Raw genomic sequence first — 24,844 nt, forward strand, 5'->3', positions numbered from 1 at the left:
GCCAGCGCTGAACGCGTTTAACGCCTGTTAGGAAATGCCATGCCCCCTGTTGAACCGCAAGGCAAGCTAGACCAATTCTTTCTGCTTTCGCAGGATTTGTTCTGCTGCATTGACTTTGCGGGCACGCTGCTCAGCATCAACCCAACCTTTGAGTCGCTACTGGGTTACCAAGCAGAAGCGCTGCTGGGTAGGCCCTGTGGTGTCGTGGTAGAGCCACGTGATCATCCCGTTATCGAAGCAGCGTTGGCAAGGGTATGCCGGGGTGAAAAAATTAATGCCTTCGATATTTGTGCGTTAGCGGTAGATGGCAGGCGCGTTTGGTTGGAAGTGTCCGCTTCTGCTGGTGAGCAGGTGATTTATGTGATCGCTAGAGATATCACCCGGCGAAAGGCGGTTGAAAAGCAGCTACGGCGCAATCAGCGGCTGTTTCGTATTGCCGGTGAGACAGCACATATCGGCGGCTGGTATATGGATTTAGCGGTGGGGCTGCCGATCTGGTCGGAGGAGGTGTGCCGCCTTCACGATATGCCTGTTGGCCACCAGCCCACGCTGGAGGAGGCGATTGCTTTTTACACGCCAAGCTCTCGGTCGCGTATTCAAGCCGTGTTTACCAACTGCTGTGAGAAGGGGATAAGTTTTGACGAAGAGCTGGAGATTATTACCCAGCAGGGGCGACGGCGCTGGGTGCGAGTGATTGGCCGAGCGGTGCGCGATGAGCTAGGGAAAATTATTCAAGTTCAGGGCTCTACTCAGGATATTACCGAGCGCAAAGACACTGAACGGCAGTTGACGCTGCTGGAGCGCAGCGTGGAGTCCAGCACCAATGGCGTGGTCATTGTGGATGCTCAGCGTCCTGATCTGCCGATGGTGTATGTGAATGCGGCCTTTGAGCGCATCACCGGCTACTCGCGAGAGGCCGCGCTGGGCCGCAACTGCCGTTTTCTACAAGGAATCGACACGGATCCTGCAACCCTGGCGCAATTGCGCAAAGGCATCAAAGAGCAGCGCGATGTGCACGTGGTGATTCGCAACTATCGCCGTAACGGCGCGCCTTTCTGGAACGATCTTTATATCTCCCCGGTGCGCGATGAAGCTGACGTAGTCACTCATTTTATCGGTGCGCAAAACGATATTACCGCCCAACGAGAGTATCAGGCCCAGCTGAGCCATAACGCCAATCACGATGCGCTGACCGGGCTGCCCAACCGGCTGCTGCTGGACCAGCGCCTTGCCCAAGGTTGTTTGTTAGCCAGACGCTACCAGCGTTATTTAGCAGTGCTGTTCATTGATTTAGACGACTTTAAGCCAATCAATGACACCCTCGGCCATGAAGTGGGCGACTATATTTTGCTAGAGGTCGCCAAGCGCTTGGAGGAGGAGCTGCGCCCCTGGGACACCGTGGCCCGATTTGGCGGCGATGAGTTTATCGTACTGTTGCCGGATTTAGCCCACGAAGACGATGTATTACAGGTGGTCGAGCGGCTGCTGGCACGAGTTTCGGCACCTTACTGGTATCGCAGCAACGAGCTAAGAATTACTGCCAGTATTGGGATCGCCACCAACGATGGCACTATTCAAACGCCGCGTCAGCTCATTCAGCAGGCCGACCTTGCCATGTACAAGGCCAAACGCAGGGGGCGCAACACCTTTCAGTGGTATACCGACGAACTTAACCGCAAGGTCACCGAGCGGGTGAATTTGCGCCATGCCCTGCAGCAGGCCATTGAGCAGGAGCAGTTTGAGCTCCATTACCAGCCGCAAATTCACCATAGCGGGCGGGTCGCTGGGGTTGAAGCGCTGATCCGTTGGTACCACCCAGAGCGTGGCAACATCCCGCCAGGGCAGTTTATTCCTTTGGCTGAGGATACCGGGCAGATTATCCCCATCAGTGAGTGGGTGATGGAAACCGCCTGCCGCGATGCGGTGGTGCTCAATGCCGAAAGCGCGACCCCCATCACCATGGCGATTAACGTATCACCCATGCAGTTTCAGCGCCCAGGCTTTTTAGACTCCGTAAAGCAGGTGCTGGCGCGTAGTGGCTTGCCCCCCGCGCTATTAGAGCTGGAGCTGACCGAAGGTGTGTTAATGGATAGCGCCGAACACACCATTCAGGCCTTACAGGCCCTGCGCCAACTGGGCGTGCACATTGCTCTGGATGACTTTGGCACCGGTTTCTCAAGCCTTAGCTATCTAAAACGCCTACCCATCAATAAGCTGAAGGTTGACCGCTCGTTTGTGGGCGATGTGGCCGTTGATTCCCGTGACGCCGCTATTGTAGAGGGCGTTGTCACCATGGCAGATAAGTTGGGACTCGAGGTGTTAATTGAAGGCGTTGAAACCGCCGAGCAGTTTCACTTCCTGCGTACCCTGCAGTGCGACCACTTCCAAGGCTACTACTTTGCTCGCCCCATGGCCTTGAGTGCGCTGAAGGCATATTTGAAAACGCCGCTAGTAGTCGTTGCTAGCCAAGAATCTCCTACCTCGTTATAAACACTGCCATAAAACGGCATGCCGCTCCACGTAGTGACTCTGGTACACTTTCCGGTAACGATTCCCTTAGTTTTGTCAGCAGGATATGTTTCCGATGAGCCAAGCTACGAACCAGTCTTGGGGCGGTCGCTTTAGCGAGCCCACCGATGCCTTTGTTGCACGCTTTACCGCGTCTGTGAACTTCGACCAGCGCCTGGCGCGCCAGGATATTCAGGGCTCAATTGCCCATGCCACCATGCTGGCGCGGGTGGGCGTGCTCACCGAAGAAGAGCGCGACGCCATTATTAACGGCCTGACCGAGATTCAGGGCGAAATTGAGCGCGGTGAGTTCCAGTGGTCGGTACCGCTGGAAGACGTGCACATGAACATCGAGGCGCGCCTGACCGATAAAATCGGCATTACTGGCAAGAAACTGCACACCGGCCGCTCTCGCAACGACCAAGTTGCCACCGATATTCGCCTGTTCATGCGCGATGAGATCGACGTGATTGAAGCGGAGCTGACACGCCTGCGCGACGGCATGATTGAGCTTGCCGAACGCGAGGCCGACACCATCATGCCCGGTTTTACTCACCTGCAAACGGCTCAGCCAGTCACCTTCGGCCACCACCTGCTGGCGTGGCAAGAGATGCTGGCCCGCGACCACGAGCGCCTGCTGGATTGCCGTAAACGGGTGAACGTGATGCCGCTGGGCTCCGCGGCGCTGGCGGGCACCACCTACCCCATCGACCGCCACGTAACCGCCGAGTTGCTCGGCTTCGACCGCCCTGCTGAAAACTCGCTGGATGCGGTGTCGGATCGCGACTTCGCCATCGAATTCACCAGCTTTGCCAGCATTCTGCTGATGCACCTGTCGCGGATGAGTGAAGAGCTCGTGCTGTGGACCAGTGCGCAGTTTAACTTTATCGACCTGCCCGACCGCTTCTGCACCGGCTCCTCCATCATGCCGCAGAAGAAAAACCCCGACGTGCCCGAGCTGGTGCGCGGTAAAACCGGCCGTGTGTATGGCCATCTGATGGCGCTGCTGACGCTGATGAAGTCGCAGCCCCTGGCCTACAACAAGGATAACCAGGAGGACAAAGAGCCGCTGTTTGATGCCGTCGATACCGTGCGCGACTGCCTAAAAGCCTTTGCGGACATGGTGCCCGCCATCGAGCCGAAAAAAGAGAGCATGTACGAAGCGGCGCGGCGCGGCTTCTCCACCGCCACCGACCTGGCGGATTACTTGGTGCGTAAAGGCGTGGCCTTCCGTGATGCTCACGAGATCGTGGGTCTCTCCGTGGCCTACGGCCTGAAAACCAAGAAAGATCTCTCTGAAATGACCCTCGAAGAGCTCCAGCAGTTCTCCGATATCATCGAGCAGGACGTATTTGAGGTGCTGACGCTGGAAGGTTCGGTTGCTGCCCGCAACCATATTGGCGGCACGGCGCCTGACCAAGTGCGCGCCGCTGCAAATCGTGCGCGAGAAGCGCTGGCAGCCCTGAAAGGTGCGTCATGAAACGCAGTGCAATCACACTTAGCGCGCTGCTAATGGCCGCACTGCTGCTTGTTGGCTGTGGTCAAAAGGGGCCACTTTATCTGCCTGACGATACCAATGATTCGGCCGCCGAGCAGGAGGGGTAATGGATCACTTTAACTACCGCGACGGCGTGCTCTACGCCGAAGATGTGCCGCTAACGCAGCTGGCCGCCGAGCTGGGCACGCCCTGCTATGTCTACTCAAAAGCGACCTTTGAGCGCCATTTCCGCGCCTACACCGAAGCCTTGGGTGGCCACTCGCACTTAATCTGCTACGCGGTGAAAGCCAACTCTAACCTTGCCGTGCTGGGCCTACTGGCCCGCATGGGGGCCGGGTTTGATATTGTCTCGGTAGGCGAGTTGGAGCGGGTGCTAAAAGCGGGCGGCGACCCCACCAAAGTGGTTTTTTCTGGGGTGGCTAAGCAGCCGCATGAAATGGCGCGGGCGCTAGAAGTCGGCATCAAATGCTTTAACGTCGAGTCGCGCCCAGAGCTTGAGCGCCTGAATGCCGTGGCAGGTGAGCTGGGGAAAATCGCTCCGGTCTCGCTGCGCGTCAATCCTGATGTGGATGCGGGCACTCACCCTTATATCTCTACCGGCTTAAAAGATAACAAGTTTGGCATTCCGGTGGATGACGCGCTGGAGGTGTACCAACTGGCTACCAGCTTGCCCAACCTTCGGGTGACCGGGCTTGATTGCCACATTGGCTCGCAGCTTACCGAAACGGCTCCGTTCCTAGATGCCCTGGAGCGCCTGCTGGTGCTGATGGAGCGACTACGCGAACGCGGCATCGAGATCGACCATCTGGATTTAGGCGGCGGCTTAGGCGTGCCCTACCGTGACGAGAAGCCACCCCAACCGTTCGATTACGCTAGCCAATTGCTGGCGCGCCTCTCCCGCTGGGAAGGCGGCGAAAAGCTCACGCTGCTGTTTGAGCCAGGTCGCTCTATTGCGGCCAACGCCGGACTGATGCTCACCCGGGTAGAGTTCTTGAAACCCGGCGAGACCAAGAACTTTGCCATTGTCGATGCGGCCATGAACGACCTGATTCGTCCGGCGCTGTATCAGGCGTGGCAGGCGATTGTGCCGGTGGATACCCGCCAGCCTCGTGAGAACGCCACCTACGACGTGGTCGGCCCTGTGTGTGAAACCGGCGACTTCCTGGGTAAAGAGCGTGAGCTTGCTATCGCCGAAGGCGATCTGCTAGCGGTACGCTCGGCCGGGGCGTATGGCTTCGTCATGGCCTCGAACTACAACAGCCGCCCACGCCCGCCGGAGGTGATGGTGGATGGTGACACCTACCACGTGGTACGCGCTCGGGAAACGCTGGAAAGCTTGTGGGCCGGCGAGGCGCTGCTGCCGGAAGGGGCGCGCTGATGCTGCTCCACTTCACCAAAATGCACGGCCTGGGCAACGACTTCATGGTGGTGGACCTGGTCACCCAGCGGGCGCGCCTGCGGGATGAGCAGATCCGCCAGTTGGCGGACCGGCGTTTTGGCATTGGCTTTGATCAACTGCTGATCGTCGAACCGCCCCGCGACCCGGATATGGACTTTCGCTACCGTATCTACAACGCCGACGGCAGCGAAGTAGAAAACTGCGGTAACGGCGCGCGCTGCTTTGCCCGCTTTGTGCGCGACCAGCGTTTAACCCACAAGCACGAAATCCATGTGGAAACCGCCGGTGGCCCGTTAGTGCTCAACGTTCAGCACGATGGCATGGTGCGGGTCGATATGGGTAGGCCGCGCTTCAACCCGGCGACGCTGCCGTTTGAAGCGCCGGGTGATCAACCGCTGCATGAGGTAGAAGTCGATGGCGAAACGCTGCAGCTTGGCGTGGTCTCCATGGGCAACCCTCATGCTGTCCTCCAGGTAGAGAACGTGGATAGTGCCCCGGTGGAGCGCTTGGGGCCGCTGCTGGAATCTCACCCACGCTTCCCCAAGCGCGTAAACGTGGGCTTTATGCAGGTGGTATCGCCCAGTGAGATTCGCCTGCGGGTGTTTGAGCGCGGCAGCGGTGAAACCCTTGCCTGCGGCACCGGTGCCTGTGCGGCGGTGGCCAGTGGGATTCGTCAGGGGCTTCTGAAGAGCCCAGTGAAAGTGCACTTGCCCGGCGGGCAGCTCAGTATCGAGTGGCCTGACCCCGAAGCGTCACTCGTCATGGTGGGCCCTGCTACCCGGGTGTTTGATGGTCGGGTATCACTCAACTAATGCGAGGAGAACGGCGATGTCTCAAGCTCCTGAGCCGCGCAAAACGCTCGACCCTGACCAAGTAGCGTTTTGGCTGGCCCGTCACCCCGATTTTTTTATTGGCCGTGAAGGGCTGCTGCAGCAGCTCAAGGTTCCGCACCCAAATATCGACGGCGCTGTATCGCTGCTGGAGAGGTTGGTGATCGATCTGCGCCAGCGAGCTGAAACGGCGGAAGGGCGGCTTGAGCATTTGCTGGAAACCGCTCGTCATAACGAGGCTCAGTACCGTCGCCTGCGGGAAACGCTGCTCAGCTTAGTCGAAGCGGAAGACCGTGATGCCCTGGCCCAAGCGCTGGCGACTCAGCTTAGCGAGCGCTTTCAAACACCGGCGATGGCCCTATGGTGCCCCGCGTCGTTAAGCGATGCGGAGCCCACACCTCCCCAGCCGCCGCGCCATATTCTCGACCAGCACGCCAGCGCCCGCCTAGCGGCGCTGCTGGATGGCCGCACCAGTCGCTGCGCCAAGCTGAGCGTCAGCGATTGGAAGTGCCTACTGCCCCATACCAAAGCACCTCGTAAAGCGGGTTCCTGTGCGATTACACGCCTCTCAGCAGGCGAGCAGTTGGGTTATTTGCTGCTCGCTAGCCCCGACCCTGAATGTTACCGCGCCAGTATGGATACGCTGTTTACCGAGTACCTGGGCGATATTGTCGCGCGCCTACTGCTGCGGTTGGGGTCGGAGCCGCATGGATAGCGATAGCTTGCTGGCAGACACGGTCACTGACTACTTAGCGCAGCTAGCCAACCATGCCAGCCCGGCCACGGTGGCGGCCTATCGTCAGGATTTATCCGCCTTTTGCCAGTTTGCCGAACAGCGTGGCGTGACCCAGGCCAGCGCGCTGGACACGGCGCTGGCGAGGGCCTTTTTAGGCGCCGAACGTAGCCGTGGGCTGGCGCCGAGAAGCCTGGCCCGCCGACGTGCGGCGCTATCTCGCTTTGCCGATGCGTTAGTGCAGCATCGCGTGTTGGCAGATAACCCGGTCAGCCTACTGCGCACCCCTAAGCAGCCCAGCCATCTGCCCAGACCGCTGGATGTGGATGCGCTGGCGCGCTTTCTGGATACGCCCCACGACGGCTCGCCGCTGGCGCTTCGCGACCAAGCCATGCTGGAGCTTTTCTACTCCAGCGGCCTGCGCTTAGCCGAGCTGGCGGCGCTGGATATGAGCCACTTAACGGCCAATCATGTGCGGGTGATGGGTAAGGGCAGCAAGCCCCGCCAAGTGCCGGTGGGGCGACGCGCCCAGCAGGCGCTGGAAGCGTGGCTCACCTGCCGGGCCAGTTTGGCGGCCAGCGCTGAAACGGCGCTGTTCGTCGGGCAGCGGGGGCAGCGGTTGGGGCATCGAGCGATCCAGAAACGCTTAGCGCAGCTCTCGGTGGTGCGCGGCCTGCCCGAACATCTTCACCCCCACCGCCTGCGCCACTCTTTTGCCAGCCATCTGCTGGAATCCAGCCAGGATCTGCGGGCCGTGCAGGAGCTGCTGGGTCATGCCAATCTATCCACTACTCAGGTGTATACGCGGCTGGATTGGCAGCACTTGGCAGAAAGTTACGATGCCGCCCACCCGCGCGCCAAACGCCGCCCCAGTGAGAGTTAATCATGGCCACGTTAGACGCCATCACCTTTGATTTAGACGACACCCTATGGGACAACCAGGGCGTGATGTTGAAAACCGAAGAGGGCCATTACCGCTGGCTGCTGGAAGCGCTGGCAGCGTGGCGTGCTGCCCGTCAAGAGGGGCCGCTGCCGTTAACGTATGAGGAGGGCGTGGCGGATTACCTGCAGCGCCGCCAGCAGTGGGCAAGCCAAGTGCCTGAACGGCGAGGTGACTTTACCTGGCTAAGGCTACGAGCGTTAGAGGCCCAGTTGGAAACCAGCGGTTTGCCTCGCAGTGCTGCACTGTTATGGGCAGCCGCGGCAATGAATGAGTTCCATCGCCTGCGAGTTCAGGTGACACCTCATCCAGAGGCAGCTGGGCTGCTGGCAGCGCTCGCTGAGCGTTATCGGCTCGCGGCGATCACCAACGGCAATATTCATCTTAAGCGCCAACCGTTGGCGGCGCATTTTCCAGTTGCGATTGCCGCTGGGGAGCTACTCGCGCCGAAGCCTGACCCCAAGCCTTTTTTGACCGCTCTAGAGCGACTGAAAACCGTGCCGCAGCGCGCCATGCACGTGGGCGACTCTTGGAAGGAGGACGTGCTTCCCGCCCAGCAGTTGGGTATGCATGCCGCCTGGGTGGCTGAATGCGGCGACCAGATGCTGCCTGAACGGGTGCACCGCATAGCCCATGTCAAAGAGCTGCCGGAGCTGATTGCATGGCTGGAGAGGCGTGCCTAGACCACGCCTATTAACGGGCATCTTCTGGGGTGTGCAGCCACTGGTCTAGTTTTTGGGAAAGGGTATCGACGCCGTCGCGTTTTAGTGACGAGAAGAGCTGTACTGACACCAAATCTTCCCACTCTTTCAGGCGTGAGCGGACTTTTTGCAACGCCGCACTGGCCGGGCCTTTTTTCAGCTTGTCGGCCTTGGTGAGCAGGATATGCACCGGCATCCCACGCTGGTCCGCATAGTCGAGCATCATTTGGTCGAACTCGGTCAGCGGGTGGCGCACGTCCATTAGCAGCACAAGACCGCGTAGGCTAAAACGCCCGCGAAGGTAGTCTGAAAGGTGCTTTTGCCACTCAATTTTGACCGCTTCCGGCACCTTGGCGTAGCCGTAACCGGGTAGATCCACTAGGCGGCGCGACTCATCGTTCATCACAGTGAAGAAGTTGATGAGCTGGGTTCGGCCCGGGGTGCGCGAGGTGCGCGCCAGCGCATTTTGCTGGGTTAGCGCGTTAATGGCGCTGGATTTACCGGCATTTGAGCGTCCGGCAAACGCTACTTCTGCACCGGTATCGTCAGGACACAGTGCCAGGGTTGGCGCGCTGATCATAAAACGCGCCGTGGGGTAGTTCAGCCGAGGGACTGGGCTATCATGGGGGGTAGACATGGAATTAATCCTGAAAAACAAACGTATAACACGGCCCGCTGGCTAACCCTAGTGTGGGAGAGAGCGGTACCGCGACGAATTACCCCAAAAGCAGACCTGGACTTGCATTCCCGCCGCTAGGGTGATTCGTTATAATGCAAGCGGTTTATAACTGCGACCTGGGGCGCTAGTGTACCATCGCGCTTTAGCCAGCAGCGACCAACACGACATTGTTGTTCGTTTTGGCGGAGCTGACCCTGGTAATGTGCTGAACCTGGGCAGCGCCCAGGGTGCGTACCAGTCAATAATCAAACGGCATAGTGGATTAGCAATGAGAAAGTTACTGGCAAGCCTGGCAATTACCATGGGTGCCGTTGGCACCGCCCACGCCCAAGCGGACCTTCAAGCCGACGCTGACGCAGCGGCAGGACGTGAACTCGCCCAAACCTGTGCAGCCTGCCATGGCCAGCAAGGTATCAGCGCAGTGGGTACTTTCCCCAACCTGGCAGGGCAGCAAATGTCCTACCTCGCCAAGCAAATCATGGATATCCGTGATGGCAACCGCGTAGTTCCACAAATGGCTGGTCTAGTGGATAACTTCTCTGACCAAGACGCTTGGGACGCTGCCGCTCACTTTGCAGGCCAAGACGCCAACCTCGGCCAAACCAGCGATGAAGATGCTGAGCTGCTGGCCCGCGGTGAAGAGCTTTACCGCGCGGGCGATATGTCTAAAGGCATTCCCGCCTGTAGCGCTTGCCACACTCCCACCGGGGTAGGTATTGGTAGCGCTGTGTATCCGGCTCTTTCTGGTCAGCATGCGGAATATACCATCTCCACGCTGCAAGCATTTGCCTCGGGTGACCGCACCAATAGCCCGAACAACCTGATGGGCGATATCGCTTCCAAAATGAGCGACCAGGACATGGAAGCCGTGGCCAACTACGTGCTGGGCTTGAACTAATTTCCCCGCTGTTGGCCTCCCCATTCTGTGAAACATCCGCAGAATGGGGAACCTGCCTGACACACTAACGGTCACAGGTTCACTTTTGTTGGCCGCTTATTTGGAGAATGCTCGTTATGTTGAAAACGTTGATGGTCGCGCTGGCCGGTCTTGGCCTGTCTGCTGCGGTAAGTGCCCAGGAGCTGGTAGAAGGTCAGCACTACACGTTGCTTGAGTCGCCGGTAGCTACCCAGGTAGACGAAGATCAGATTGAAGTGACCGAAGCGTTCTGGTTTGGCTGCCCGCACTGCTACCGGCTGCAAACGCCAGTAAACGAGTGGTACGAAACCCTGGATGACGATGTCAGCATTGTCAAAATGCCAGCTACCATGGGCGGTGACTGGAACACCCATGCCACGGCCTTCTATGCGGCCAAATCGCTGGGTATTGAAGAGGAGCTGCATGCGGATTTCTTCGATGCGATTCACCAGGATGACCGTTCGCTGACCGACGCTGACAAGATTGCGGAATTCTTCTCTGATTACGGCGTTAGCGAAGAGGAAGCCAAACAGGCGCTCACCGCCTTTAGCGTACGTAGTGAGGTCAATAAGGCCAACAGCCGTATGCGTGAAATGCGCCTGATGGGGGTTCCTGCGCTGATCGTGGATGGCCGCTATGTAGTGTCACCGCAGTCGGCAGGCAGCTTGGAAAACATGCCGCAAATCGCTGACGCGTTGATCGAAAAAGTTCGCAGCGAGCGCACACAATAACGGTGCTTGAGCACGGCCACACAGGCGGGCAGACACGTTCGCCTGCGTCCCAGTCCACCTCCGCGCTGGTTGAGCGTGGTCATATCCGGCTGCTAACGTTTAATTTGCAGGTGGGCATTCAAACCTCAGCCTACCACCACTATCTCACGCGGAGCTGGCAGCACGTGCTGCCTAATCCTCAGCGGCTTAAGCGTTTAGCGCTGGTAGGTAGCGTATTAGAGCAGTTTGACGTGGTGGGGCTGCAGGAGGTGGATGGTGGAAGCTTTCGCTCCAGCCGTGTGAATCAGGTGGAGTACTTAGCCGCCCAGGCTAAGTTTCCTCACTACTTCCAGCAACTTAATCGTAACCTAGGCCATTTTGCACAGCATAGTAATGGTCTGCTTTCACGTTTAACCCCTAGCCATATTGAAGAGCACCGGCTGCCTGGGATGTTGCCTGGACGCGGTGCTATTCACGTGCGCTACGGCGAAGGCCCTGATGCCCTGCATATTTTTGTGGCGCATTTGGCGCTTAGCCACCGTGGCCGTGTGCGCCAGCTCAATTATTTAAGCGATATTATTGAGCCGTTGCGCCATGTGGTGGTGATGGGCGATTTAAATTGTACGCCTGAGCAGCTCCATGCTCACGAGCGGTTTAGTACGTCATTGCCGCTACACCCGGTCAAGCCGCTGCTTAGCTACCCGTCGTGGCAGCCGCGCCGCGCGTTGGACCATATTCTACTCTCGCAAACCCTTGAAGCGGCCGATGTGCGCGTGCTGGATCACCTGTTCTCTGACCACCTGCCGATTGCAGTTGATTTGCCGCTGCCAGCGGCGTGTCTCGCGGCGATTCAACCAAGCGTTTAACAATAAGCTCGCAGAACGCTTGTCGGGCGCTGCATTGTCTGCGTATATGCGCTATTGTCTGGGGCGCTGACCCCCCTTAGTCGTTTTACGCGAGACACTTCCATGTCGGACACAACACAACTACCTGCGTTTATTGGTGCGCTGGACCGCGCTTCGGAGTGGTTCGGGCGTACCCTTGCATGGCTGATCATCATTATGATGTTGATTCAGTTCGCGATTGTACTGCTTCGCTATATGTTCAGTGTGAATAGCATTTTTATGCAAGAGCTGGTGATGTACATGCACGCCAGCGTATTCATGCTTGCAGCTGCCTACACCTTTCGCCACGATGGCCACGTGCGCGTCGATATTTTTTATCGAGGCATGACACCCCGCCGACAAGCACTCGTGAATATCCTGGGCATCCTCCTGCTCTTGATTCCGGTGATGGTGTTTGTCATCGCGTCAAGCTATGGCTACGTCGCTAACTCCTGGCGCATCATGGAAACCTCCTCAGATTACGGTGGCATCCCCGCTGTATACGCACTGAAAACGCTCATTCCAGTCTTTGCCTTATTGATGATTATTCAAGGCCTGATTGAAGTAGTGCGCAATGGCTATATCTTCACCGGGCGGATAACGCCGCCAGCCGCCGATGAAAATCACCTTGAGGAGCGTGTTTGATGCTCGAATTTATGCCGCTTATTCTGTTTGCCGCCATCTGTATCGTGCTGATGTTCGGCTTTCCTGTGGCGCTTTCGCTAGCGGGAACCGCGCTGCTGTTTGCTGGCATGGGGCTAGGGCTAGAAGCCGTTGGTATTGATGCCAATTTTGATAGTGGCTACCTTGCCGCCCTGCCGAACCGGCTCTACGGCATTATGACCAACCAGACACTCCTGGCGGTGCCGCTGTTTGTGTTAATGGGCGTGCTGCTAGAGAAGTCAAAAGTGGCCGAAACGCTGCTGGATGCCATGGCGCTGCTGTTTGGCTCCATGCGCGGTGGCTTAGGTATTTCGGTCACGCTGGTGGGCATGTTGATGGCCGCCTCCACAGGCATCGTGGGTGCCACCGTGGTGACCATGGGCCTGATGTCACTGCCTACCATGCTTAAGCGTGGCTACAGCACCTCTCTTGCCACCGGTACCATCTGCGCCACCGGCACGCTTGGGCAGATTATTCCGCCTTCCATCGCCCTGGTACTGCTGGGCGATGTGCTCTCTTCTGCATATCAGCAAGCACAGCTGGATATGGGGATCTTCAGCCCGAAAACGGTCTCGGTTGGCGACCTGTTTATGGGCGCGCTGGTGCCGGGCCTGATTCTCGTCGTCATGTACATGATCTACGTGGGCTTGGTGGCGTTTTTCCGCCCCAGCATGGCGCCCGCGGCTGACCGCGAAGAGCTGATGGCAGAGCTTGGCCACACCTCGGGGTTAGGCATCCTGTTGCTCAAAGGCTTGGTACCGCCGGTGGTGCTGATTGTGGCGGTGCTGGGTTCTATCCTGAGTGGCTTTGCGACACCCACTGAAGCCTCGGCCGTAGGTGCCTTTGGTGCGCTGGTGCTGGCGTTGGCCTATCGCCAGTTGGACTGGGCCACCCTGAAAGAGGTGCTGCGCTCTACCACCCACGTCACCACGATGGTGTTTCTGATTCTGATCGGTGCGGCGCTATTCTCGTTGGTCTTCCGTGCCTACGGCGGTGAGCACATGGTCACCGAGCTGTTTGAAGGCATGCCTGGGGGCGTGGTGGGCGCGACGATCATTGTCATGCTGGTAATCTTCCTGCTGGGCTTTATCCTCGACTTTATCGAAATCACCTTTGTGGTGGTGCCGATCGTCGGGCCGATTCTGCTGGCTATGGGATTAGATCCTATCTGGCTGGGTATCATGATCGCCATTAACCTGCAGACCTCGTTCCTGACCCCGCCGTTCGGCTTCGCACTGTTTTATCTGCGCGGCGTGGCACCGCCATCGGTGCCTACCTCGGCGATTTATCGCGGTGTGGTGCCGTTTATCTTGATGCAGTTAGGCATGCTGTTGCTGCTAACGTTTTTCCCGCAGCTGGCAACATGGCTACCGACCCAGTTCTAATGTGTTCTGAGTTGAAAAATAACCCTGCTATCAACGCAAGGGAGTGGCAACCTTAACCAAAAGCAGCCAAGCTGCAGACACATAATGGCTTGTAACAACCCGCCTGGCGGCAAGCGTCAGGTGGGTATTCCCTACCCATAACAGCAATAAAATAAGCAAGAGGGTTCACGCATGAAAGCCAAAGCACTGCCTGTCGCCATTGCCATGACGACTGCTCTTTCTGCCAGCCTGCTGGTGGTTTCAAGCTTCGATAACCAAGCTCAGGCGCAAGAGACTTTCCGCTGGAAAATGGTCACTTCCTGGCCGAAAAACTTCCCCGGTGTGGGCCAAGGCCCTGAGCGGCTTTCCCAGCTGGTCGAAGAGATGTCAGACGGTCGTTTAACCATCGAAGTATTTGGTGCAGGCCAGCTAGTGCCTGGGTTTGAAGTCTTCGATGCTGTATCTGAGGGCACCGCTGAACTTGGCCACTCCGCCTCGTATTACTGGAAAGGTAAAGCGCCTGCGGCACAGTTCTTTGCCGCCGTACCGTTCGGTATGAACGCCCAGGAAATGAACGCATGGCTGAGCTACGGCGGCGGTATGGAGCTGTGGAACGAGCTATACGATGAGTTCGGTGTCGATGTACTGGCAGCCGGTTCTTCCGGTGTGCAGATGGGCGGCTGGTACAACAAAGAGATCAACTCGGTCGCTGACCTTGACGGCTTGAAGATGCGTATGCCGGGCCTTGGTGGTGAAGTCATGAGCCGTATGGGCGTGGCGATTGTGAACATGCCGGGCGGCGAGATTTTTACATCGCTGCAGTCGGGGGCGATTGATGCTACTGAGTGGATCGGCCCCTACAACGATTTAGCCTTTGGCCTGCACCAGGCGGCCGATTATTACTATTACCCTGGCTGGCATGAGCCGACGGTGATGTTTGAGGCCATCATTAATGAAGAGGCCTGGGCAGAGCTACCCGCTGACCTGCAGGCAATTCTGCGTACCGCGATCAGTGATGTGAACCAAAGCGTCTTGGATGAGTATACCGCCCGTAACAACGACGCGCTGGAAACCTTGGTGAATGAGCATAACGTTGAGCTGCGTCGCATTCCTGACGACGTATTGGCCCAAGCCCGCGAACACTCAGCTGAGGTAGTGGGTGAACTGGCCGCCTCCAGCGAGCTAGCGACCCGGATCTACGACTCTTACCGCGCCTTCCAGGATAAAGTAGAAGATTACCACGCGATTTCCGAGCAGGCGTACTACAACGCCCGTAACCCGGAAGGTGACACCTCGCAGTAACAGGTGTAGCGCAGTACCCTTACCATGGCCGCCTTCGGGCGGCCATTTTGTTATAGGCAGGCTAGGGCTGCGATTAAAGCAGCGTAAGCGCCACCGCTTGGGTATCCTAGGGCAGATACTGTTCTGTCTCGTAAGGAGCGCTATGTCTACCGAATCCCGCCTTCGTAATGTGCTCACCATTGCAGGCTCCGACCCTTCCGGTGGTGCTGGGCTGCAGGGCGATTTGAAGACGTTTTCTGCCCTGGGTGTGTATGGCACAAATGTCATCACTGCGGTGATTGCCCAGAACACCTGTGGCGTGGCCTCGGTGTATCCGGTTTCCCCTCAGGCAATTCGTGAGCAGCTTGAACATCTGTTGAGCGATGTGGCCATTGATGCCGTGAAAATAGGCATGGTAGCCAGCCGCGATGTGGCCGAAGTGATTGCCGATGTACTGCGCCAGCAGCGCCCGCGTTGGATCGTGCTCGACCCGGTGATGGTGGCGAAGAGCGGTGACATCCTGGTGGATGACGCGGGTATTCGCGCCGTAAAAGAGATTTTAGTGCCGTTAGCGGATGTGATTACTCCTAACCTGCCGGAAGCCGCCGTGCTGCTCGATTCCCCATCGCCCGCCAGCCTGGACGAGATGGAAGCACTGCTGCCCAAACTGGTGGCGCTAGGCGCGCCCTATGTGGTGCTGAAAGGCGGCCACTTACGGGGTGATACCTGCCCGGATCTGCTGGCGACCCCTAACGGTCATCAGTGGCTGCCCGCCTCACGCATTGCCACTGAGAACCTTCATGGCACGGGCTGCGCGCTCTCATCAGCCATTACGGCTTGCCTAGCCAAGTTGCCGGAAGATGCTAGCGCAGAGGCCCCAGAGCAGGCTATTACGGAGGCAAAGCAGTGGCTTCATCATGCTCTGGCCGCTAGCCATCGCTTAAGTGTTGGCAAAGGGCGTGGCCCGGTGCATCACTTTCATGCCTGGTGGTAAATCCATCGCTGACGTGTTGAGGGCGCAGAGTCTCCTTGCGGGATAGGCCAACGGGCACCATGCTGAAGGGTGCCCGTTTGTTTGCCTACTAGGCTGAGCTGTTCGGCCAAGGAGCTGCCCATGTCCCGCACGCTGCTGTTTGCCACCGACCTCTCCCAGGAAAACCGCGCGGCCTTTGCCCGCGCGCTGCGCTTAGCCCACCAGCAGGGCGCGCAGCTTGATACCCTTCACGTGCTTGACCCTTACCTTCCGCATCGCATGCTCCATGACCTGGAACTCGCGGTAAACGACGATATTAGCGCGACGCTCACCGACCTGCGCGAAGATTACGCCTTGGAACTGCCATCGCTGATGATTCAAACGGTGGTGGGGGAGCCTCATGTAGAAATCGTGAGGGAAGCCCACGAGCGTCAGGCGTCGCTCATCGTGCTGGGTATGCACCGCAAACGTGGTCAAAAAGACCTGCTTTACGGCACCACCATGATGCGTATTTTGCGTAGCGCGCCGTGCCCCGTGGTGGTGGCGTCTTACCTGCCTACTCAGCCGTGGCAACATATTGTGGTGCCTATCGACTTCTCGCTGACGGCTCGGCAGACCCTGAAAGAAGCGCTGATTCGCTTTCCTGAGGCCAAGCTAACGCTTCTACACGCCTGGAGCCTGCCCGGCGAATTGGAGCTGGGGAGTCAAGCGTTCTACGCCCAGTGGCGTGACCGCGAGGTCAGTCGCCTGCGGGAAGCGCTGGATAACGAAGTCGAGAGCCTGCTGCGGGAGCTGGATGGCGTGCCGGACATTGAACTGGCGTTAGAGCCGGGCCAGCCATGCGATGTACTCCACGACTATGTTAAACGGCACTCGCCGGACTTGGTCATGTTAGGCAGCCGCAGCCGACCACATCAAACTAATCCGCTAACCGAAATGCTGCTTAGTGAGCCCCACTGCGATGTGATGCTCTGTCGGCCTTGGTAAAGGCTTTGTGGCGGCTCAATGACTCCTCAATCGAGTGGTTGTACGGAACCTTTATGAGTTGGTTGTGTATGTATAGCTATGCATAGTGTTACCCAAACCAACAAAGGAGATGGTCACCGTGCAACGACCAACAAAGAGTACGCTATGGCTAGCCGCGTTACTGGGCGCTACGCTCGTCACGACCAGTGCCGCCGCTAGCAGCGTGACCGAGCGGGGCGAGCGATTTGAACGCGTGGTGGAAGAGAATGGCCAACGCTATACGCTGCTGGGGAGCGGCGTGTTTCGCTACATGATCTGGACCGCCTATGCGGGGGCGTATTATCAGTTGGAAGGGGAGCGAGAGCCCCAGCCGTTAAGCGATGTACCCCGCCGTTTAGAGCTTGCCTACTTTCATGAGATTGCCGCCGAAGACTTTGCCGAAGCCACGGAGAAAACCCTCAACGATTCGCTGACGCTGTACGAATTTAATCAGGTGAAAGAGAGCATGGCGCAGTTAAACCAGCAGTACCGGGATGTGGTGCCCGGTGACCGCTACCTGCTGAGTTGGGACGGCGACCAACTGCGCCTCGCCTTGAACGGTGAAACGCTCTACGAAGACAGCAACGCCGAGTTTGCCAACGCGATGTTTGGGATCTGGCTGGGCGAACGCCCACTAGGCGAAGACTTTCGCGATGCCTTGCTTGGACAAAACTAGTCTGTAAAAAAGAGCGGATGACGTATTCGTTTGGGTCAGTATTTGCCTGCGTTTACACTCTGTTTTTCAAACAGCGTCGAATGAAGGGGCAAGCGTGAAAGCACTGATTCAACGGGTAAAACATGCCAGTGTCACGGTGGAAGGTAGTACGGTGGGTGCCATTGAGCATGGGCTGTTGGCGCTGGTGGGGGTAGAGAGAGGCGATAGCGAGGCGAATGCCGATAAACTACTGCATAAGCTGTTGCACTACCGGGTATTTAGCGACGAGTCGGGCAAGATGAACCATAACCTGCAGCAGGCCGAAGGCGGGCTGCTGCTAGTGTCACAGTTCACCCTGGCCGCCGATACCCGCAAGGGGCTGCGCCCTGGTTTCTCAAGTGCCGCTCCGCCCGACGAAGGGGAGCGGCTGTTTAACTATCTGGTAAGTCAGGCCCGCGCCGCTTGGCCCCATATTGCGGAAGGGCAGTTCGGCGCGGACATGCAGGTTGCCCTGGTCAACGATGGGCCGGTCACCTTTTTGCTAGAAAGCTAGGGCTGATCAGGCGTTTTCGCTGGCCAGCAGCTCGGCTTCCATGGCCTCTAACGCCTCTTCTGCGGCGAGCCATGTCTGCTCGGCGGCATCCAGGCGCGCTTTAATCTCCGCCTGCTTGGCGAGTGCTTGGGTCAGCTCTGCCTTGCGGGTGCTGTCGGTGTAGAGCTCGGGGTCGGCGAGTACCGCTTCTACTTCCTCAAGTGCCTGCTGCGCTTTTTCCATGCTCTTTTCCGCCTGGTCGCGCTCTTTTTTCAGTGGGCGCAGCTTTTCGCGCAGCTCCGCTGCTGCTTTGCGGGCAGCTTTACGGTCACCGCTGGGCTGTTGGCTCTGGCGATCGCTCTTTTCGCTACGGGCGTCTCGGCGGTTCTCTTCCAGGCGCGCTTTGAGCCAAGCCCGATAATCCTCCAAGTCGCCGTCGAAGGGCTCAACCCGGTGGTCGGCCACACGCCAAAACTCATCCACTGTGGCACGCAGCAGGTGCCGGTCGTGTGATACCAGAATGACCGTGCCCTCAAAGCTTGCCAGCGCCTCGGTCAGCGCTTCGCGCATTTCCAGATCCAAGTGGTTAGTGGGCTCATCGAGCAGCAGCAGGTTGGGCTTTTGCCAGGCCACGAGTGCAAGTGCCAGGCGTGCTTTCTCACCGCCAGAGTAAGTGGCCACCTCGCCAAAGGCGTCATCGCCTTTGAAGCCAAAGCCACCTAGGAAGTTGCGAATTTCTTGATCACTTGCTGTGGGAGAGAGGCGTTGTACATGCACAAAGGGCGTGGTGGTCACGTCCAGGCTTTCTAACTGATGCTGAGCAAAATAACCAATGGCTAAATGTTCACCGGGTACGCGTTTGCCTTCTAACAGCTCAAGCTCGCCCGTGAGTGACTTGATCAGGGTCGATTTACCCGCACCGTTCGGACCTAATAAGCCGATACGGCTCCCGGGGAGTAGCGTAATGTTGACCTTCTCTAACTGAGCGACATCGCCCGCTTCGCCGCGATAGCCAAGGGTGGCTTGGTCCAGCACCAGCAGCGGGTGCGACGTTTTATCAGCGGCAGGCAAGGTGAAGTGGAAAGGGGAGTCCGTGTGGGCGACGGCGATATCCCCCATGCGTTCTAGCATTTTTACCCGGCTTTGCGCCTGCTTGGCTTTTGTTGCCTGAGCGCGAAAGCGGGCAATAAAACGTTCAATCTCTTCACGGCGGGCCTGCTGCTTGGCCGCTTCAGCCTGTTGCAGCGCGAGCTTTTCGGCCCGCGTGCGCTCAAAGCGAGAGTAGTTGCCCCGGTAAAGCTCTAGCGTTTGGTGATGCATATGCACGATGTGGTCGCATACAGCATCCAGAAAGTCGCGGTCGTGAGAAATCAGCAGCAGCGTGCCGGGGTAGCGGGTGAGCCACTGCTCCAGCCAAAGCAGGGCGTCTAGGTCCAGGTGGTTGGTCGGCTCATCCAGCAGCAACAAGTCGGAAGGCATAAACAGCGTCCGGGCAAGATTTACCCGCATTCGCCAACCGCCGGAAAAGTCCGATAGAGGTCGCTTAAGGTCCGCCTGAACAAAGCCGAGCCCGACCAGGAGCTGTGATGCCCGAGACTCGGCAGTGTAACCATCCAGGGTTTCGATCAGCCCATGGAGCTCGGCCTCGCGATGCGCGTTATCGGCTTCGCGGGCGGCTAGCAGGTCGGCTTCAGCTTGGCGCAAGGCGTAATCGCCGTCTAACACATACTCCACAATGGGGCGATCCAGCGCCTCCACTTCCTGGGCCATGTGGGCAATTCGCTGGCCGCCGCTCATCTCCACATCGCCCTGATCGGGCCCCAGCTCGCCCAATAGGAGTTTAAACAGGCTCGACTTACCGGCACCGTTGGCCCCAATAATGCCGGCCTTCACGCCGTTATGTAGCGTAAGGTCGGCGCTTTCTAGGAGCGTTTGCGTGCCCCGTTGCAGGGCGACTTGGCGCAGTGCGATCATGTTTTCTCCCGAAAAAAGTGGGTAAACCAATGCGCGATTCTAACCGATTGCAGCGCTTGCAGCAGAGGCCGCTGTGGGATTTTGCCTTAGCGCTTTATGCAAAGCCTGGCGTAGAGCACGCCTGCCTCATCTTGCAAGATGAGGCAGGCGTGGATGTGTGCGAGCTGCTGTTTCACTGTTGGCTTTATGAGCATGGCTTAGCTGCTGAGCCCGGCCCACTGAAGGCGATACGTGAGGAGCGATGCCGCTGGCAGCAGCAGGTGACGGCCCCGCTGCGCCAACTGCGCCGAGGGTTAAAACCCCAAGCCGCACAGAGCGAATCCATCAGCACGCTGCGTAAAACGCTACAAACCGCTGAAATTCAAGCCGAACGTGAAAACCTTCAACGTTGGCAACAGTGGGCGTTACTCTCATCGGAGCAGGAAGTGAGTGTAATAAAAGGCAGCATAAACCAGCACAATATTGCACAGTGGCTGCAAGATACGCTGTTTTTGCTACCACTTGACAATTTTTCGTCGCAAGCCTCACGCGTGCGCGAAGACATACAATCAGCTTTTTTGGCCTTAGCAAGCCAGCTTGACCGCTGTGAGTCACCACGCTAGCCTGAAGTTAAGCAGTTTTTGATTAACCCGCGTTGACACCGCTTATTTCGCCCGCTAGCCCACAGCAATGAATGGTGTTTCTGCGTGTTAGCGGCTGAGCCTGAAAGTGAAGCAGCACGGGATAGACAAAAATTAGATTCTTGCGCTCTCATATGGCGCGCTTACCACTGCTAGGGGAACTCTGCATGAAGGCAAGCAAATTAGTTTCAACTCGTTCCGTTACCACCAAATTAATCACTACGGCAAGCGTAGGTGCTCTGCTGTTAGGCCTAAGCGCCACTGCCCAGGCGGATAACTGGCGTTATGCCCACGAAGAGTACGAAGGCGACGTGCAGGATGTGTTCGCTTACGCGTTTAAAGAGTATATCGAAGAGAACTCCGACCACTCTGTACAAGTTTACCGCTTTGGTGAGCTGGGTGAGTCTGATGACATCATGGAGCAGACTCAGAACGGCATTCTCCAGTTTGTTAACCAGTCGCCTGGTTTTACTGGTGCACTGATTCCAGAAGCCCAGATCTTTTTTATTCCTTACCTGCTGCCGACCGACGAAGAAACAGTCCTCACGTTCTTCGACGAGAGTAAAGCGATCAATGAAATGTTCCCGGAGCTTTATGCGGAACAGGGACTTGAGCTGCTGAAGATGTACCCAGAGGGTGAAATGGTAGTCACTACCGACGAGCCGATCAGCTCGCCGGAAGATATGGATAATAAGAAAATCCGTACCATGACCAACCCGCTGCTGTCGGAAACCTACGACGCCTTTGGTGCGACGCCGACGCCGCTGCCCTGGGGTGAAGTTTACGGTGGCCTGCAGACCGGCATTATCGATGGTCAGGAAAACCCGATTTTCTGGATCGAATCCGGCGGTCTGTATGAAGTATCTCCGCACCTGACCTTTACCGGTCATGGCTGGTTTACCACTGCCATGATGGCCAACCAGGACTTCTACGAAGGCCTGTCTGACGAAGATAAAGAGCTGGTGCAGGAAGCCTCCAACGCGGCTTACGACCACACCATTGAGCACATCAAAGGTCTGGCCGACGAAGCACTCGCCAAGATTCAGGAAGCATCTGATGAAGTCACCGTCACGCGCCTGAACGAAGAGCAGATCCAAGCGTTCCGTGAGCGTGCGCCGCAGGTTGAGGAAGCGTTCCTCGAAATGACGGGCGATCGCGGTGAAGAGCTGTTGCAGCAGTTCAAGGCGGACCTTGAAGCCGTTAACAGCGACTCCTAATGGGTTAGCGCTTTTACGTTAATCAAGTAACGTCATAAGGGGCAGCCAGCGCTGCCCCTTTTTTGTTGCCAAAGTGCCCTGCAGGTGAGTGGGTTCATCGGCGCAGCTCGGCCCACCACGAAAAAATGTGTACCTCGGCGGCGTAACACAGAAAAATCTACGTACATCCAGCGTTGAAGCGAAAAGAGTCATTACCCGTTACGCTACAAAATGAAGCAAGGCCGAACATACTCCGTTCGGTGGTCAGTGATGGGAGAGTCGCTACGCTGAGATAGCAAGCGACCACGCTGCGTTTAAAGGAGAACGGCCATGACCGAAGAAGAGTCCGAAAAGAACTACCGGTCCGGTTTGCCCGGGTTTTTGGGAGTGATCGACACTGCAATTAGCAAAATCGAGTCAGTGATACTGGCGATGGGGGTTTTGCTAATGGCGCTGAATACGGTCACCAACGTGGTTGCCCGCTTTGTATTCGGCAATAGCATTATGTTCTCAGGTGAGCTGAACCGTATCTTGATTATCATGATTACCTTTGCGGGCATTGGTTACGCTGCCCGCCACGGTCGTCATATTCGGATGTCGGCGATTTACGATGCGCTGCCGGTGGGTGGCCGTAAAGTATTGATGATCGGCATTGCGTTCTTCACTTCGCTGGTGATGTTTTTCCTACTTTATTACTCGGTGGTGTACATCCTCGACCTGTATAGCAAAGGGCGCGTGCTGCCGTCGCTAGGTTTGCCGGTATGGATTATTTATATCTGGGTGCCCATGGGCTTTTTGATTACCGGGATTCAGTACATGCTGACCGCGATTAAAAACCTGTCGACCCGAGACGTGTATCTCTCGACTGGGGTTGTGGACGGCTACAAAGATACCGAAACAGAAGTGTAAAGCAGGGATTGCACCCTAGGGGAACGCTATGACGACGATAATGGTAGTCACCATGATTGCCCTGCTGCTGCTGGGCTTTCCAATGATGATCCCGCTGATCACCGCCGCGGTGATTGGCTTCTATATGATGTTTAACGGCTTTGGCCAAATGGATACGCTGATTCAGCAGATGATGGCGGGCATTCGCCCTGCCTCGCTGATCGCCGTGCCGATGTTTATTCTGGCCGCCGATATTATGACTCGTGGGCAATCCGCGAACCGCCTGATTGATATGGTGATGTCGTTTATTGGCCATATTAAAGGCGGGCTGGCGGTGAGTACTGCCGCTTCTTGTACGCTGTTTGGGGCAGTATCTGGTTCTACTCAAGCCACCGTGGTGGCCGTGGGGTCTCCGCTGCGTCCGAAGATGTTAAAGGCGGGCTACTCTGATCCCTTTACGCTGGCGCTGATTATTAATGCCAGTGACATTGCCTTTTTGATCCCACCCAGCATCGGCATGATTATTTACGGGGTGATTTCCGGTACCTCGATTGGCGAGCTGTTTATCGCCGGGATTGGGCCGGGCCTGTTAATACTGTTTATGTTCTCTGCCTACTGCATCGTTTACGCCATCGTAAAAGATGTTCCTACCGAAGAGCGCGCCAGTTGGAAAGAGCGGGCCACCGCCGTGCAAAAAGCGCTCTGGCCGCTGGGTTTCCCGGTGATTATCGTGGGTGGTATTTACGGCGGTATTTTTAGCCCCACCGAAGCGGCGGCCGCCTGTGTGCTGTACGCGGTGCTGTTAGAGTTTGTGGTGTTCCGCTCGCTGAAAATGCACGATATCTACGCCATCGCCAAATCCACCGGCCTGATTACCGCCGTGGTATTTATACTGGTGGCCGTAGGCAATGGGTTCTCCTGGGTTATCTCTTTTGCGCAGATACCCCAGGCTATCCTGGAGGCCGTGGGCGTGAATGACGCCGGGCCAACGGGCGTACTGATCGCTATCTGTATTTCGTTCTTTGTGGCCTGTATGTTCGTTGACCCTATCGTGGTGATTCTGGTGCTGACACCTATCTTTGCACCGGCGATTGCGGCCACCGGGCTAGACCCCGTACTGGTGGGTATTCTGATTACCTTGCAGGTGGCGATAGGTTCGGCAACGCCACCGTTTGGCTGCGATATCTTTACCGCCATTGCAATCTTTAAGCGCCCCTACTGGGAGGTGATCAAAGGCACGCCACCGTTTATCTTTATGCTGATTTTGGCGGCGGCGCTGCTGATTATGTTCCCGCAAATTGCGCTGTTCCTGCGTGATGTTGCCTTCCGTTAAGCAGTCACAAGGAGAATGCGGATGTTTAATCGCATTTTGGTCCCGGTCGATGGCTCCAAGGGGGCCATCAAAGCGCTAGAGAAAGCCGTTGGCCTGCATATGCTCACTGGTGCAGAGCTGTACCTGCTGTGCGTATTTAAGCACCACAGCCTATTGGAAGCGTCGCTCTCTATGGTGCGCCCCAATAGGCTGGATATCCCCGATGATGCGCTCAAAGAGTACGCCACGGAAATTGCTGTACATGCTAAGTCCCACGCCATTGAGTTAGGGGCGGATAGCATGCGAGTACGTGCCTTTGTGAAAGGAGGACGACCCTCCCGCACAATTGTACGCTTTGCCCGTAAACGGGAGTGCGACCTGATTGTGATTGGCGCTCAGGGCACGAACGGTGAGAAAAATCTGCTGCTGGGCAGTGTGTCCCAGCGTGTTGCCGGGGCCGCCCACTGCCCAACGCTGGTGGTGTAACGTACGCGGTAGCACTGGCTAAACCTCTAGGCATCATTGTGGTCTGACTAACACCCGCCGTTTCAGGTAATGCAGCCTGAAGCGGCGGGGGTTAGTC

General features: G+C 57.3%; 25 protein-coding genes. 23 read left to right on the plus strand and 2 right to left on the minus strand.

Translation table 11 applies throughout. The features are described from left to right. The first annotated feature begins 39 nt into the window (after window positions 1-39). The 8 genes from BIS10_RS04285 to BIS10_RS04320 all read left to right on the plus strand — a co-directional run bounded on the left by BIS10_RS04285 (window position 40) and on the right by BIS10_RS04320 (window position 8,591). On the plus strand, window positions 40-2,490 hold the full coding sequence (locus BIS10_RS04285; protein WP_253502875.1) for an EAL domain-containing protein: 2,451 nt from the start codon (window positions 40-42) through the stop codon (window positions 2,488-2,490). A gap of 94 nt (window positions 2,491-2,584) precedes the next feature. Next, on the plus strand, window positions 2,585-3,988 hold the full coding sequence (gene argH / locus BIS10_RS04290) for an argininosuccinate lyase (protein WP_054640741.1): 1,404 nt from the start codon (window positions 2,585-2,587) through the stop codon (window positions 3,986-3,988). After that, window positions 3,985-4,113 (plus strand): lipoprotein, encoded by a 129-nt coding sequence (locus BIS10_RS04295; RefSeq protein ID WP_074211274.1) that lies wholly within the window; start codon window positions 3,985-3,987, stop codon window positions 4,111-4,113. The genes argH and BIS10_RS04295 overlap by 4 nt, the downstream gene beginning before the upstream one ends. Next, entirely contained in the window at window positions 4,113-5,384 is a 1,272-nt protein-coding gene (gene lysA, locus BIS10_RS04300) for a diaminopimelate decarboxylase (protein ID WP_253502879.1), read from the plus strand. The genes BIS10_RS04295 and lysA overlap by 1 nt, the downstream gene beginning before the upstream one ends. Continuing rightward, window positions 5,384-6,217 (plus strand): diaminopimelate epimerase, encoded by an 834-nt coding sequence (dapF, locus tag BIS10_RS04305; RefSeq protein WP_253502882.1) that lies wholly within the window; start codon window positions 5,384-5,386, stop codon window positions 6,215-6,217. Before lysA ends, dapF begins: the two co-directional genes overlap by 1 nt. Window positions 6,218-6,233: 16 nt before the next feature. Then, window positions 6,234-6,950, plus strand: coding sequence for a DUF484 family protein (locus BIS10_RS04310; RefSeq protein WP_253502886.1), 717 nt, complete (start codon window positions 6,234-6,236; stop codon window positions 6,948-6,950). Continuing rightward, window positions 6,943-7,851 carry a tyrosine recombinase XerC gene (locus BIS10_RS04315; protein ID WP_137093791.1) on the plus strand — a complete coding sequence of 303 codons (909 nt, stop codon included), beginning with the start codon at window positions 6,943-6,945 and terminating at the stop codon, window positions 7,849-7,851. Before BIS10_RS04310 ends, BIS10_RS04315 begins: the two co-directional genes overlap by 8 nt. A gap of 2 nt (window positions 7,852-7,853) precedes the next feature. Next, complete coding sequence (locus tag BIS10_RS04320) at window positions 7,854-8,591, plus strand: HAD family hydrolase (RefSeq protein ID WP_253502889.1); 738 nt, start codon at window positions 7,854-7,856, stop codon at window positions 8,589-8,591. A 10-nt stretch (window positions 8,592-8,601) separates the two neighbouring features. On the opposite strand, the gene yihA is transcribed toward BIS10_RS04320, so the two are convergent. Beyond that, a complete protein-coding gene (gene yihA, locus BIS10_RS04325) occupies window positions 8,602-9,246 on the minus strand; it encodes a ribosome biogenesis GTP-binding protein YihA/YsxC (RefSeq protein WP_083025388.1) in 645 nt (214 codons plus the stop codon). Window positions 9,247-9,556: 310 nt separating this feature from the next. Here yihA and BIS10_RS04330 point away from each other — a divergent pair, with 310 nt between their 5' ends. The 10 genes from BIS10_RS04330 (at window position 9,557) to dtd (ending at window position 18,292) form a co-directional block, all read left to right on the plus strand. Continuing rightward, window positions 9,557-10,186 carry a c-type cytochrome gene (locus tag BIS10_RS04330; protein WP_253502892.1) on the plus strand — a complete coding sequence of 210 codons (630 nt, stop codon included), beginning with the start codon at window positions 9,557-9,559 and terminating at the stop codon, window positions 10,184-10,186. Between the two features lie 116 nt (window positions 10,187-10,302). After that, window positions 10,303-10,935, plus strand: coding sequence for a thiol:disulfide interchange protein DsbA/DsbL (locus BIS10_RS04335; RefSeq protein ID WP_083025386.1), 633 nt, complete (start codon window positions 10,303-10,305; stop codon window positions 10,933-10,935). A 2-nt stretch (window positions 10,936-10,937) separates the two neighbouring features. Next, window positions 10,938-11,780: an endonuclease/exonuclease/phosphatase family protein gene (locus tag BIS10_RS04340; RefSeq protein WP_253502895.1), complete on the plus strand. Its 843-nt coding sequence runs from the start codon at window positions 10,938-10,940 to the stop codon at window positions 11,778-11,780. Between the two features lie 102 nt (window positions 11,781-11,882). After that, window positions 11,883-12,443, plus strand: coding sequence for a TRAP transporter small permease subunit (locus BIS10_RS04345; protein WP_062359237.1), 561 nt, complete (start codon window positions 11,883-11,885; stop codon window positions 12,441-12,443). Next, complete coding sequence (locus BIS10_RS04350; RefSeq protein ID WP_230834409.1) at window positions 12,443-13,846, plus strand: TRAP transporter large permease subunit; 1,404 nt, start codon at window positions 12,443-12,445, stop codon at window positions 13,844-13,846. Before BIS10_RS04345 ends, BIS10_RS04350 begins: the two co-directional genes overlap by 1 nt. 171 nt (window positions 13,847-14,017) lie before the next feature. After that, window positions 14,018-15,127: a TRAP transporter substrate-binding protein gene (locus tag BIS10_RS04355; RefSeq protein ID WP_253502898.1), complete on the plus strand. Its 1,110-nt coding sequence runs from the start codon at window positions 14,018-14,020 to the stop codon at window positions 15,125-15,127. A gap of 142 nt (window positions 15,128-15,269) precedes the next feature. Continuing rightward, window positions 15,270-16,100, plus strand: a complete 831-nt coding sequence (thiD, locus tag BIS10_RS04360) for a bifunctional hydroxymethylpyrimidine kinase/phosphomethylpyrimidine kinase (protein ID WP_253502901.1) — start codon at window positions 15,270-15,272, stop codon at window positions 16,098-16,100. A 120-nt stretch (window positions 16,101-16,220) separates the two neighbouring features. Continuing rightward, on the plus strand, window positions 16,221-17,066 hold the full coding sequence (locus tag BIS10_RS04365) for a universal stress protein (protein WP_253502904.1): 846 nt from the start codon (window positions 16,221-16,223) through the stop codon (window positions 17,064-17,066). Between the two features lie 118 nt (window positions 17,067-17,184). Then, window positions 17,185-17,760: a chalcone isomerase family protein gene (locus BIS10_RS04370; protein WP_253502907.1), complete on the plus strand. Its 576-nt coding sequence runs from the start codon at window positions 17,185-17,187 to the stop codon at window positions 17,758-17,760. A gap of 94 nt (window positions 17,761-17,854) precedes the next feature. Beyond that, window positions 17,855-18,292, plus strand: coding sequence for a D-aminoacyl-tRNA deacylase (gene dtd, locus BIS10_RS04375; RefSeq protein ID WP_253502910.1), 438 nt, complete (start codon window positions 17,855-17,857; stop codon window positions 18,290-18,292). 6 nt (window positions 18,293-18,298) lie between these two features. On the opposite strand, the gene BIS10_RS04380 is transcribed toward dtd, so the two are convergent. Continuing rightward, window positions 18,299-20,245: an ABC-F family ATP-binding cassette domain-containing protein gene (locus tag BIS10_RS04380; RefSeq protein WP_253502913.1), complete on the minus strand. Its 1,947-nt coding sequence runs from the start codon at window positions 20,243-20,245 to the stop codon at window positions 18,299-18,301. A gap of 29 nt (window positions 20,246-20,274) precedes the next feature. Between BIS10_RS04380 and BIS10_RS04385 the strand changes: the two genes are divergently transcribed. The 5 genes from BIS10_RS04385 to BIS10_RS04405 all read left to right on the plus strand — a co-directional run bounded on the left by BIS10_RS04385 (window position 20,275) and on the right by BIS10_RS04405 (window position 24,747). Next, window positions 20,275-20,847 (plus strand): TIGR02444 family protein, encoded by a 573-nt coding sequence (locus BIS10_RS04385; protein WP_253502916.1) that lies wholly within the window; start codon window positions 20,275-20,277, stop codon window positions 20,845-20,847. 185 nt (window positions 20,848-21,032) lie between these two features. After that, window positions 21,033-22,082 (plus strand): TRAP transporter substrate-binding protein DctP, encoded by a 1,050-nt coding sequence (dctP, locus tag BIS10_RS04390; protein ID WP_172416681.1) that lies wholly within the window; start codon window positions 21,033-21,035, stop codon window positions 22,080-22,082. A gap of 309 nt (window positions 22,083-22,391) precedes the next feature. Beyond that, window positions 22,392-22,970 (plus strand): TRAP transporter small permease, encoded by a 579-nt coding sequence (locus BIS10_RS04395; RefSeq protein WP_253502921.1) that lies wholly within the window; start codon window positions 22,392-22,394, stop codon window positions 22,968-22,970. A 28-nt stretch (window positions 22,971-22,998) separates the two neighbouring features. Beyond that, entirely contained in the window at window positions 22,999-24,282 is a 1,284-nt protein-coding gene (locus tag BIS10_RS04400; RefSeq protein ID WP_083025369.1) for a TRAP transporter large permease, read from the plus strand. 21 nt (window positions 24,283-24,303) lie between these two features. Next, on the plus strand, window positions 24,304-24,747 hold the full coding sequence (locus BIS10_RS04405) for a universal stress protein (protein ID WP_054640748.1): 444 nt from the start codon (window positions 24,304-24,306) through the stop codon (window positions 24,745-24,747). Window positions 24,748-24,844 lie beyond the last annotated feature (97 nt).

The sequence above is a fragment of the Halomonas sp. 707B3 genome (genome assembly GCF_024158645.1).
GTDB classification, from domain to species: Bacteria; Pseudomonadota; Gammaproteobacteria; order Pseudomonadales; family Halomonadaceae; genus Vreelandella; species Vreelandella lionensis.